This is a genomic window from Mycoplasma yeatsii GM274B, from assembly GCF_000875755.1.
In the GTDB taxonomy this organism is placed as follows: Bacteria; Bacillota_I; Bacilli_A; order Mycoplasmatales; family Mycoplasmataceae; genus Mycoplasma; species Mycoplasma yeatsii.
The window spans coordinates 385,656-398,249 of record NZ_CP007520.1 but is presented as its reverse complement, the minus strand read 5'-3'; the positions used below and the strand labels follow the sequence as shown (position 1 = coordinate 398,249).

At 24.3% G+C, this 12,594-nt stretch carries 10 protein-coding genes and 1 tRNA gene; all 11 read right to left on the bottom strand.

The annotated features are described in order from the left end of the window. Positions 1-29: 29 nt before the first annotated feature. Positions 30-341, bottom strand: a complete 312-nt coding sequence (locus MYE_RS01680) for a hypothetical protein (RefSeq protein WP_042733275.1) — start codon at positions 339-341, stop codon at positions 30-32. Continuing rightward, positions 334-1,086 carry a DUF3196 family protein gene (locus MYE_RS01675; RefSeq protein ID WP_042733274.1) on the bottom strand — a complete coding sequence of 251 codons (753 nt, stop codon included), beginning with the start codon at positions 1,084-1,086 and terminating at the stop codon, positions 334-336. Before MYE_RS01675 ends, MYE_RS01680 begins: the two co-directional genes overlap by 8 nt. A gap of 58 nt (positions 1,087-1,144) precedes the next feature. Continuing rightward, positions 1,145-1,221: transfer RNA gene (locus tag MYE_RS01670), tRNA-Arg, on the bottom strand. A gap of 53 nt (positions 1,222-1,274) precedes the next feature. Further along, a complete protein-coding gene (locus tag MYE_RS01665; RefSeq protein ID WP_042733273.1) occupies positions 1,275-2,885 on the bottom strand; it encodes a hypothetical protein in 1,611 nt (536 codons plus the stop codon). 10 nt (positions 2,886-2,895) lie between these two features. Then, on the bottom strand, positions 2,896-4,233 hold the full coding sequence (gene trmFO / locus MYE_RS01660; protein ID WP_042733272.1) for a methylenetetrahydrofolate--tRNA-(uracil(54)-C(5))-methyltransferase (FADH(2)-oxidizing) TrmFO: 1,338 nt from the start codon (positions 4,231-4,233) through the stop codon (positions 2,896-2,898). Continuing rightward, the gene (locus MYE_RS01655) at positions 4,233-6,077 is read right to left on the bottom strand and encodes an ABC transporter ATP-binding protein (RefSeq protein WP_042733271.1); all 1,845 of its coding nucleotides are present in this window, start codon (positions 6,075-6,077) and stop codon (positions 4,233-4,235) included. Before MYE_RS01655 ends, trmFO begins: the two co-directional genes overlap by 1 nt. Positions 6,078-6,092: 15 nt before the next feature. Next, positions 6,093-7,964, bottom strand: coding sequence for an ABC transporter ATP-binding protein (locus tag MYE_RS01650; RefSeq protein WP_042733270.1), 1,872 nt, complete (start codon positions 7,962-7,964; stop codon positions 6,093-6,095). A gap of 120 nt (positions 7,965-8,084) precedes the next feature. Next, entirely contained in the window at positions 8,085-8,858 is a 774-nt protein-coding gene (locus tag MYE_RS01645) for a DNA-processing protein DprA (protein ID WP_042733269.1), read from the bottom strand. A 3-nt stretch (positions 8,859-8,861) separates the two neighbouring features. After that, on the bottom strand, positions 8,862-9,167 hold the full coding sequence (locus tag MYE_RS01640; protein ID WP_042733268.1) for a single-stranded DNA-binding protein: 306 nt from the start codon (positions 9,165-9,167) through the stop codon (positions 8,862-8,864). 106 nt (positions 9,168-9,273) lie between these two features. Further along, positions 9,274-10,248: a Pr6Pr family membrane protein gene (locus tag MYE_RS01635; protein WP_042733267.1), complete on the bottom strand. Its 975-nt coding sequence runs from the start codon at positions 10,246-10,248 to the stop codon at positions 9,274-9,276. A gap of 77 nt (positions 10,249-10,325) precedes the next feature. After that, positions 10,326-12,587, bottom strand: a complete 2,262-nt coding sequence (locus tag MYE_RS01630; RefSeq protein WP_042733266.1) for a RelA/SpoT family protein — start codon at positions 12,585-12,587, stop codon at positions 10,326-10,328. Between the last annotated feature and the right edge of the window lie 7 nt (positions 12,588-12,594).

The following is a 12,594-nucleotide window of genomic DNA, read 5'->3' as shown; positions in this document are numbered from 1 at the left end:
CCTCTTTTTGCTTTTATTATCTACTATTTTTATTTTTGTTCTGTTAAATTATTTCAACATTCTCAACATAAAAATGTTGCAATATTATTATTAAAATTATTTTCTTCTAATAGGTCTCACTTAACAATTTCTTCAGTTACTATTTTTTCAACTTCTTTATCAGTTAAATTACGATTTTTATCTTTTAACAATCTTCCAAGTGGAGTTGGACTGTTTTTAACAACAAACTCAATTTCTTGTTCATCACATAATGAACAAGTTATATTAAAAGCTTGGCTCATCACATAATTATAATCATTAAATTTTTTGTAGTTATTAGGATCGAAGTTTATTTTACTCATCTATAAAAGCACCACTTTCTTTTATAACTTTTAAGATTAAGTCTACTTTTTCTTTATTAAATGATATCTTAGTTTTTATTTGTTCAAGATCTAAATTGATACTATTAATTTCATATGTAGTATATAAAACTGCAGTTGTTATTTCATTAATATCATCTAAATTGATATTAGGAAAACTATTTAAAAAATAAGAAAATAAAATTTGTTTTGACATTTCAATTAAACTAGGATTTTTATCAGTTATAAATTCGATTAATTTATTTTCTATTTTTTCTATTTTCGAATCAATTGATTGAACATCTATTTGAGTTGGATTAATAATATATTCTTTATCTTTTAAAACTTTAAAATCAATATTAATATCTTGTTCTGATAAAGCTAGTAGTAAAAATGTTTTATTATCATTGCTATTATTTTTAGAAACTAAATATTTTTTTACATCATCTAATAATAATCTTATATTAACTGAAGCTAAATTTTTTATAGCTATCATTTGTTGGATAGTATCTTTTGAATTTAACATTTCTCTGATTTTATCAATATTAAAATTGTTATTATTTTCAAACAAGTTTTTATTTTGTTCGGTTCTAATTATTTTTAAATATTTTAATAAATCAGATTCAACATTTTCAGGAATATAAGGCATAGAAAGCTCTGTGTTTATTAATTTTAATGCATTTTCAAAATCATTATCATCAATAGCTTTTTTGATATCATTTAATAACTCATCGTAAAAGTTGCTCATATAATCTCCTTATATAAAATAAAAATTCATGCCTAAGCATGAATGTTTGTTTTCGAAGTGGTGCCCACGAGAAGGCTCGAACTTCCGACCTCACGCTTAGAAGGCGCGTGCTCTATCCAACTGAGCTACATGGGCAATTACATATATGAATATACCACATTCATATATGAAATCAAATATATTTTTAATTAATTTTTAAAATTTTCTAATTTATTTAAGATAAATAATGTGTCGATGAAATTTTCTTTATTTTTATTTCTGTTATAAGCATTTAACAACTTGCTTACTTGAATTCTTATACTATCAATATCTTTTTTATTATAAACACCAACTTGTTTTTTATATGGACCAAACGTAATAATGTAATACTTTAATAACATCTCTCATGAATAATTAAATCTTTTTGCTGTTTTTGGTGCTATTACTAACATTAGTGAAATTATTTTTAACATAGTTACTAATTGAGATTTTTTATTATTTAAATCATCAAGCGAATAATCTTTTTTAGTCATTTCTTTAAAAACTTTACTATTTAAATCAATATTATCAACACTATTTAATAGATCTGTTTTTTCATATAATTCATCTTGATTTTTTTGATATAGATTTAAAGTTTTAACTAATGAGATTTTTTTTCTTTCAATTAAGAATTCTCCAATTTCATAACTATCTTTTTTTAACATTTCTATTGTTTTTAAATAATTAATAGCATATAAAGATTGACTTAAAAAATCAACAATTCTATCAGTATCACACACAAATTTAGAATAATCTTTTAATTTAGAAATGTGTTCACCAATTTTAAAAGGATTAAAGTCTTTAAAGTTTACAGGAGATAAAAACTGATCTGGTTCATCTTCTTCTAAACTATCAATAAATGTTTGGTTTGATGTTTGTTCATCTGATACATTAACTGAGTCTTTTTTTAAAAATAAGTGCATATAGTTATATAAACTGTAAAATAAGTCTTTTCCATCATCTAAACTACATAATGATTTAATTTTTTCTTTTAAAAATAAAGCTGTAAATTTTGATAATTGAAATAACAATTTATATTTTTTATCTAATGAAAATGTTGATCAATTAGATTGTTTAAAATTGATTAAAAAAGCATTAAACTCTTCGTCAAATTTTAAGTTTTCAATATCAGATTTGTAGTAATTATATTCTTCTGGAGATAAATGTCTTCCTTTATTAAATGTTTTTAAGATTCGTTCTTTAGTGTAAAACGATTTTATATTATTAAACATTTCACTTTCATTTGTAATATCAATAAGTATCATTGTTACAAATAAAGGATAAGCTGCACCAAAATAAACAATTTTTTCATTACTATCTATTAAGTTGTAAATAAACTTATATTTTTTAGCAAGTTCTATTAAAACTAGTGATAAAGAATAATTATCATTATTTAAAACATCATCATTTATAAATGAATTATTTTTAATATAAGGTAGTGCTATATTTGAAATAACATAAAAGATTTCTTCTTTATCTTGAGATGATAATTCTTCTTTATATAAACTTTTTTTCTTAGTTTCAGAATTAATATATTTAAAAAATAATAAGTAATTTTCAGTTATATATTTAGATATTTCACTTATTTCTGATAATTCAATATCATTTAAAGTTTTAGATTTTAAGTTTTGATAGTTAAATAAACCAAAATATGTAATTTCAAAAATTTCATCAATTTTTTCTTTCATAGACATATTAGGATTTTTAAAATTATTGTTTTGTAATAATTTATTTTCTTCATTAAAGTACGTTCAATATATTGAATCACTTTTAACAGCCATAGAAATACACCTACTCTTCGATTTGTTTGATATATGTTTTCATATTCTCTAAAGCTCTATCTGAGTATAATTTCTTTTTGTTTTCTTTGATTTGTTTTTTAGTCATATTAGAAACTTCTAAATCTCTTAAAATACCTCAGTTTGCTTTCATTGGTTGGAAGTTAATTGGTGAAGTATTATGAATGTAGTGTAATAATGCTCCAGCTACAGTTGTATCACCTGGAATAATTAATTGTTTATTTTCTAAGAATCTAGAAATATTAATTCCAGTAATTAATCCACTTACACAAGATTCAACATAACCTTCAACTCCAGTAATTTGTCCTGCAAAAAAGATGTTAGGACTAGATTTTAATTGTAAAAATTCATTTAAAACTTTTGGAGAATTTATGAAGTTGTTTTTATGCATAACACCATATCTAATAAATGTAGCGTTTTCTAGTCCTGGTATCATTGAAAAAACTCTTTTTTGTTCAGGTCATTTTAAGTTAGTTTGAAATCCAACTATATTATATAAACTATCTTTAGCATCATCTTGACGAAGTTGAACAACAGCATAAGGTTTAACTCCATCAGGTCTAGTTAATCCTTGTGGTTTTAAAGGTCCAAATAATAAAGTTTGTTCTCCTCTTTTAGCCATACCTTCAACTGGCATACAACCTTCAAAATATTTTAATTTACTTTCTTCTTCTAAATGTCCAATAGCAATTTCTGCATTAATTAATTCATTGTAGAATTTTTCATATTCTTCTTTAGTCATCGGACAGTTTATATAATCTTGACTATCACCTTTGTCATATCTATTTTGTCTGAATGCAATATCCATATTAATAGAATCTTTAGTAACAATAGGAGCAACTGCATCAAAAAAGTAAAAATCATCTTTTCCTACAATTTCATTAATTTGATTTTGTAAACTTTCAGTTGTTAAAGGTCCAGAACAAATTAAAACTATTTGATCTTTAAATTCTTTTAAATCAGTTACTTCTTTGTCATAAATTGTAACGTTTTTATTTTCTTTTAAAGTATTAGTAATAAATGATGAGAATTTTTCTCTATCTACTGCTAAACTACCTCCGGCCGGAACTCTTGCAAGTTCTGCTGATTTCATAATTAAAGAATCTAACATTCTCATTTCTTGTTTTAATGTTCCAACAGCATTGTTTAAATCATCGCTTCTTAATGAATTAGAACAAACTAATTCAGCAAAATCATCTGATACTTGTACTGAATTTTTCTTGATTTTTTTAACTTCGTAAAGATTTACTTTATATCCTCTTTTTGCTAATTGATAAGCCACTTCACAACCTGCCAATCCAGCTCCAATAATATTTATAACTTTATTCATTATTCCATCAATCCCGCTTCATATAAATTTCTAAAATGACCAGCTTGTTTTTTAAGTTGATCAAATGTTCCTTGTTGAACTATTCCACTACCATTAGGACCTAGCACATAAATTTGATCAACGTTTTTAATTGTTGTTAGTCTATGAGCAATTGTAATACACATTCTTCCTTTTATCAACTCATCTAGTTTAGATTGAATTTCTTTTTCAACAACGTTATCTAATGCACTTGTTGCTTCATCTAAAATAATTAGATCAGGGTTTTTTAAAAATACTCTGGCAATAACTAGTCTTTGTTTTTGTCCACCACTTAGTATAAATCCTCTTTGACCTAAAACTGTATTATATTGATCAGGTAAACTCATAATAAAATCGTGAAGTTCTGCTTTTTTACATGCTTCGATAACTTCTTCATCAGTTGCATCAAATTTAGAGTATTTAATATTATCAAAAAATGTTCCAAATAGAATCTGAGGATCTTGTTCAACATAACCAACTTTATCTAGATAAGCTGGTAGATTAATTTTATCTAAATCATGTTTTTCATTTACTAAAATTTTTCCTTGACTAGGAGAATAAAATCTTAAAAGTAGTTTTGCAATTGTAGACTTTCCAGCTCCAGTTTGACCCACAAACGCATAGCTTTTACCTTTTTCAAATTTTAGATTCATTTTTGGTAAAACTATTCTATCGGGTTTTTTAGGATATGAAAATTCTATATCTTCAAAAGTAATACTATCAATTTTTGATATTTTATATCCTTTTTTGTTTGGAGAAATACTTGGTTTTGGATCGGTTAACTCACTTATTCTATCAGCAGCATTAGCAGCAGCTGTTGCAGTTTTTAAACTTGGAATTAACATTGACACTGCTCCAATTAGTGATGACAGTAAAGGAAATGCTAGAGAAATAGAAACTTCTAAATCATGATTTTGAATTGAATTATTTAAAAACTTAATACCTAAAACTATAAATACAAGAGGCATTAATAATCTAATACTAAATCCTAATCATGTATTTAATGTAGCATTTGAATAGTTAACTTTTGTTAGTTTTTCTTCATAATTTTTATCTTTTTCATCTAATCTATTAATTTCATATTCTTCAGTTCCAGAAGATTTTATTAAAGAAATATTATTTACTCTATCAGTTAAATCTGAATCATTTTCTCTTTTTGCATCAAATGAAAGAATCATTTTTCTTCTCATATCAATAAAAAATCCTACACCTAAAATATTAACTACTAGTAAATAAATTAATGAAATTGTTGCAACTAAATGTTGTTGTTCAATAAATAGAATTGCAATTGCAGTTGTCGAAGCAACCATAGAATATATTAAGTTAGTCATAAATTGTTGTACACCTAATGATACTTTTTGAGTGTCTCCAACTAATCTTGTTAAAATATCTCCAGAAACATGATCAAAATAGAAATCTACATCTTGATCTGTTAATGCTTTTAAAATTCTGACACGTTGCATAACTTCTATTTTTGCTGAATACAATACAATAGTAAAGTTAGTAAAATATTCAAGTATTAAAATAACTACTAAGTTAACAACTAATACATACAATCATTGTGTTGAGTTTAAAGAAATAGAATTAAATAAACTTACATTTTCAGACTTAAGTAACGCTTCAAGCATTTTTGCTGAAAATAAAGGAAGAATTCCAGATGAAAAAGCGTTTAATGCAGTTATCACAACACAACTTCAAAAAATTAATGGACTTTTTTTAGCAAACTCGATGTTCATTTTAAAAAACATTCCAAGTTTTTTAATTGTAAATTTTCTTTCATTATCGAAATGAATTTTATTTTTAATATTTTTTAATTTTTTTTTCATTTTGAACTCTCCTTTCTACACATCATATTTTGCAAATCCTGCATCATATAGTTTTTTAAATTGACCTTCTTGTTTAATTAACTCTTTAAATGTTCCTGTTTGAACAATACCTTTTTTAGGTTCTAAAATAATAATTTGATCAACGTTTTTAATTGTTGAAAGTCTATGTGCAATAGTGATACTTGTTCTATTTTTCATTAATTCTTCTAATTTAGATTGAATTTCTTTTTCAACAACATTATCTAAAGCACTTGTTGCTTCATCTAAGATTAATATTTTTGGATCTTTTAAAAACATTCTAGCTATAACTAGTCTTTGTTTTTGACCACCACTTAGAATAAATCCTCTTTCACCAATAACAGTATCATACTTATCAGGTCAACTCATAATTAGATCGTGTAATTCAGCTTTTTTACATGCTTCAATAACTTCTTCATCAGTTGCATCTGGTTTAACATATTTAATATTATCTAAAATAGTTCCTAATAATAATGCTGGTTCTTGTTCTACATACCCAACATTAGCTAGATAACTTGGTAAGTATAAATCTTTAATATTTATATTATCGTTAATTAAAATTTCACCTGAACTAGGATCATAAAATCTTAATAATAATTTTGAAATAGTAGATTTTCCAGCACCAGTTTGACCAACAAATGCATAACTTTTACCTTGTTCTAATACTAAATTAAAGTTAGGTAATATCACGTTGTCTGGTTTAGTAGGATAAGCAAAATTCACGTCTTTAAAAATAATGTTTCCTTTTATTTCATCAATTACGATACCTTGTTTGTCTAATGAGTGATTATTAATTTCATTTTTAATACTTGTTATACCGTCAATACGTCTTGATGATGAACTGGCTTGTAATAATCCACCAATTGCTCTTAAAAACATCATAACCGGACCTATCATCATACCTGCACACATAATCATAGGACCAATTAATAGTTTTAATTGATTTAAATCATTTCTATAAATAAATGAAGCAATTACAATCATTGCAACTTGAATAGTGTTTATTCCAAAAAATAACACAGACATCATTGAAGCTTGAGAATAACTTATTTGTTTATATTTTTGATAGTATTTCTTATGAACATCAACAAATCTTTGCTTTTCATATTCTTCAGTTCCACTAGCTTTGATTAATTTAATAGTGTTAATTCTATCAGTTACATCACCATTAATATTAGAGATAATTTTTCTTAAATTAAAGATCAGTTTTCTCATAGGAATAAATGAAAGTACAAACATTAATCCTAATCCTAAATAAAGTCCAATTAAAACAAGACCTACATATAAAGTTGTTGTCGCAAATAAAGCAACTATTGTAAAAATTAAAGAAAAGAAAGCGACTAAAATGATATTTGGAAAAATTGCAGCTTGCATTCCAATTAGTTGTGTATCGGTTACAACTTTAGTTAATATTTCACCTGTTTTTTTATCAAAATAATAAGACATGTCAGCAGAAATTAATTTTTTAGATACTTCATGTCTTAAATCAATCTCTATCTTTTTACCTAATTCTGCTCCAAAAAAGTTAGAAACATAAGTAAAAACTCCAGTCAAAATTAAAACTACTATTCAAATAGCTAAAACAACTTGTCAACTTAAACCTCATCAATCAGAAGAAGTAAAAGCATTATTTTTTTCGTGCATAATTGAGTATTGAAATTGTTGTAATAAAAATGGATTAAAAGAAGAAAATCCAGCAGATAAAATTGAAGTTATCACTAAAATAACTGTTCATTTTTTATAAATTTTCATATATTTTATTAGAATAGCTATGAAATTTTTATTACCTTTATTTAGCGAACGTTTTTCATCTGAAATTTCTTTATCTGATAAAACATTTTCTTTATCTTTGTTTTTATACACTTTCATAAAAGCCTCCTTGTCCATAAGTTAATTTTAACATTTTAACTATAAAAAAATCTCTTAAGCTCTGTGCATTAAGAGATTTAGAAACTTTAAAATACTTTTTGCTATGATAAAGTGTTAATTTTAAAGTTCATTTAAAATATCATCTAAGTTTTCAACTAATATTCCATTTTGTTTAATAGCTAAATTGTTTGCTTTAAATTTACTATTAACTTTTTCTGGAAATACATAGAATTTATTATCATCTTCTAAACATAAATCTAAAACTGACTGAATAGAAATAATCTCTTTATTTTGACAAATTACAACAGCATTTGCTAATCCGACTAATGTTCTTGAAATAGAATCATCTTTTTTATAAATATCACTTATTTTGTCATTTATTTGATTATCTGAAATTATTACTGAACTATCATAATTATCAATTAATTCAAACATTTCATTATTAAGTGTTTTTAAATTTTTAATAGATAAATCAGTAAGCAAAATAAACGAACCTTTTTTACTAATAATATACTCGATAACTTCTATAGAAAAATCATTATTATATTTAAATGATATTATTTTGTTGTTTAAAATTAAATCATCTAATAATTTAAATACATTTTTCTTACCATATGCATCAACTGTTGAATCTAAAACTAATGAAAAGATTTTACTTTTAGACTTTGTTAAGTTTATATTACCTTTGTAAAACAACACAAAAGGTGGTCTTATAATATCTTTTAAGTGTTTAGGGTAGTTATGATCTACAAGTGATATAAAATTAGTTTCTGATTTATTTGAAATATTTTCTAATGTTTCAGGTGAAATTTTTTCTTTATTTTTTAAAGCGTTAAAAACTTTTTCTCAATTGTATTGATATTTTAAAGTAAAAAATAATAATATATTACGCATTGACTAGTTTAAGTATAAAATTCTATTAGCAAAAATTTCATTTCTTACATTAGTTAAATCGTTATTAGAAGCGAATGATTGAATTCTTCCTTCAATTCCAATTACAGCTTGATCGTGTAATAAAAATTCATCATCAACAGTGTTAGATCATGCTTTAACATTAATATAATCAACACCATCTCCTTCTTTTACTTTATAAGGTTTAGGTACTTTTACAACAAACTTATATAGTTTTTTATCTCCATCTTTTGAAGTGTATGCAATAGTAGCGTCTCCTTCTAATTGACCAATAATATTTACTAAATTCATAATTTCTTTCCTTTCTTTATCTGGTTCATTAAAGTATTAGGATAAAATTTCAAAAATTGTTCAAAAAATAAAAAAATTCTCTATTTTTAGTAAAGAATTTTAAATATTAATTAATTTTAGTAATAAATTCATCAAATTGTGTTTCGTTTGAATCTAAATTAAGATTTCTTTCTAATCTTTTATTAATAATTTTTCAATAAATAATTGAAGATAAAATTGTGATCATACAAATAACAAAAGTTGTAGCAAAGAATATAAACACTCCATGCACTCCTAAAACATTAGAATTAAATACTTGTACAAAAAAGTAAGGAAATGATGCAGCATCATCAACACTTGCTCCACCAAAAACAGCAATAGCTCCTCTGATGATTGCAATTACACCATATAACACTAAAATAGCAACTGATATTGATCATACTCTGTATAAATTCTTTTTATCTGAAAAGTATTTTTGATCATGATCGATAAAAAATAAGTATGATGAAATCATTATTAAAGGACTAATAATATGAACAATTGTATTTTGCATTAATTCTCAGTGATTTAATTTAAATTTGTTAGTTGCAATACTTACTGGAAATAAAATGAAATTATAAATAACAAATGTAACTGTTATAAGTAATGTTATTGTAAATGTACTATCAGAAGATAAGAATTTTCATTTTCTATTTTGCTTGTCTATTGTAATTGCAGTTAATATAAATCAAAAAGCAACTAAAATATTAGTTATTGTTGTAAAAAATGAGAAAAAGTAAACCGCAAATTCAGAGATATTAAATGAAATTCTATTAATTAAACCTTTATCATCTAAATATAAAGAACTTCAATTTAAAAGTTTTTTTACATTACTGAATTGTTGAGAAATTAAATCTTTTAACTGTTCAGAAGTCATGTGACCGTTTTTTGAAATAAAATCATTAATTTTTTGATTGACTAGAGAGTAGTTAATTACTGAAATTATAAAAGCTAAAAGTATTGTAGTAAGTAAAAATGATCCGAATAACAAAAAGTATCAGAATTTTAATGTCTTATATTTACTTTTATTTTCTGATACTCTATTTTTTATTTTTATTTCCATAATAACCCCCTTTAATATTTAGAAATTTTAATTTGATTTTTTATAGTTTTATTAATTATATACTTAGAAATGATAAATTAATTTTTTTGTATTTTTTTATTAGAAATAGATCTTTCTACTTCTCTGATTCCCGGAATTGATTTTAAGGCTAGAATCATTTGATTTAGATGGTTATGATCTTTAACTTTAACAGTGATTTCTCCTTGAGCTGATAAAGTTTTTTCATCAGTAATAATTTTTGCATTTATAATAGAAGTTTTTAACCCAGATAAAATTTTACTTATATCATAAATTAATCCTGTTCTTTCAACTGCAAAATATCTTAGTTTTGTTGTATATGTGCTTTGTTCAACAACAGCTTCATTTCATTGAACAGAAACTAATCTTGATTTGATAGTTGATCAATCTAAGCTATAACATTCTTTTAAATGAACTTTGATCCCATTAGTTTTAGTTACAAATCCAACTACTTCTTCATAAGGTATTGGCATACAACAACTTGCAATAGTTGTTTTCATATTTGTAATACCATCAACTAAAATATCATTTTTAATATTTTTATCATAAATAACTTTAGATTTGATACTGTTAAATACTTCATCATCTTTAGAATAATCTTGTTTTAAATATACTTTTTCAGCAGCTTCAATTGTAGTATATTCACCTTTAACAACGTCTAATAAAAATTCATTTAAATTAGCATAACCCATTTCTTTTACAATTTGAGTTGATTCTTCTACACTGTTTTTCTTTCATCTTCAATCTTTTTGATTAATATAAGCATTAATGTTTAGTTCAGCTTTTTTAATAAGTTGAAGTTGTTGCTCTTTTTTATCTTTACTTTCTTCATTTAATTTATTATTTAAGAATTTTTTAATTCTATTTTTTGCATTTGAAGTTGCAGCGATTTTTAATCATTCATAAGTTGGTTCTTGTTTTGGAGAAGTTTTAATTTCAACAACTTGTCCTGATTTTAAAATAGTGTTGATAGGACTAAATACTCCATCAATTCTAGCTCCAATTGTTTTTTCACCAATTTCAGTATGAATTCTATAAGCAAAATCTAAAACAGTTGATCCAAAAGGTAGAGTAATAACTGCTCCATTTGGAGTTAATACATAAATCGAAGAAGTAAACACATCTTCTTGGACATGTTGTTCGATACCATCATTATCAAAATCTAAAATTCTACTAAAGATATCTAGTTTTTCATCAATATCTTTTTGACGTTTTACAACATCAACAATTTCTCCTTCTTTATATCTTCAGTGAGCAGCTGCTCCAGTTTCAGCGATTTCATCCATTTCTTGAGTTCTAATTTGAACTTCAAAAATATGACCTTTAGAATCAGATAAAGTTGTATGTAGTGATTGATAAACGTTGTTTTTAGGTGTAGCAATATAGTCTTTAAATTTACCTGCTAAAGGAATATATTTCTGGTGAATAAAACCTAAAATTTTATAACAGTCATCAATAGATTTAGTAATAATTCTAATTGCTAGTAGATCTGTAATTTGCTCAAAGTTTTTTCCAAAAATATTCATTTTTCTATAAATTGAATAGAAAGTTTTAGGTCTACCAAAAATGCTAATTATTTTAATATTTTTTTCTTTTCTTAAATATTCATCTAAATCATTAATAATTTTATTTATAGTTTTTTGACGTTCTAAAATATCATTATCAAATAATTTTTTAATATTTTTAAACTCAGCTGGGTTTAGAATTTCAAACGATCTATCTTCTAGTAAAGATTTTGCATTTTTCATACCAAGTCTATGAGCAATAGCTGAATAAATTTCTAATGTCTCTTTAGCTATTTCTTTTTGTTTTTCTTCTCTTAGATTTGATATTGTTAAAATATTATGAAGTCTATCAGCAATTTTAATAATAATAACTCTAATGTCTTTTGCCATTGATAAATAAAGTTTTCTTAAATAAACTGATTTTAATTGTTGACGTTGTTCTTTTGCAAAGAAACTAACTTTAGTAACTGATTCAACTAAATTAGCAACTTCTTGACCAAATTTTTCAATTATTATTTCTTTTTCAACAGGAGTGTCTTCTAAAACATCGTGCAATAATCCAGCAATAATAGTAGAAGGACCCATTTTTCATTGAGCTAGATAATAAGCAGCAGAAAGAGGATGATAAATATATGGATCACCATTTTTACGTTTTTGTTCTATATGAGCTTGATAACTAAATTCATAAGCTTCTTTTATTAAGTCTAATTCTTTTTGATCTTTTATATATTTTTTAACTTCATCTAATAGTTCATCACAAGTTTTAATCTCTCTATAATCAAGTGCTGTAACTGATTGTTTTGTTGTTTGAGACATATTATCA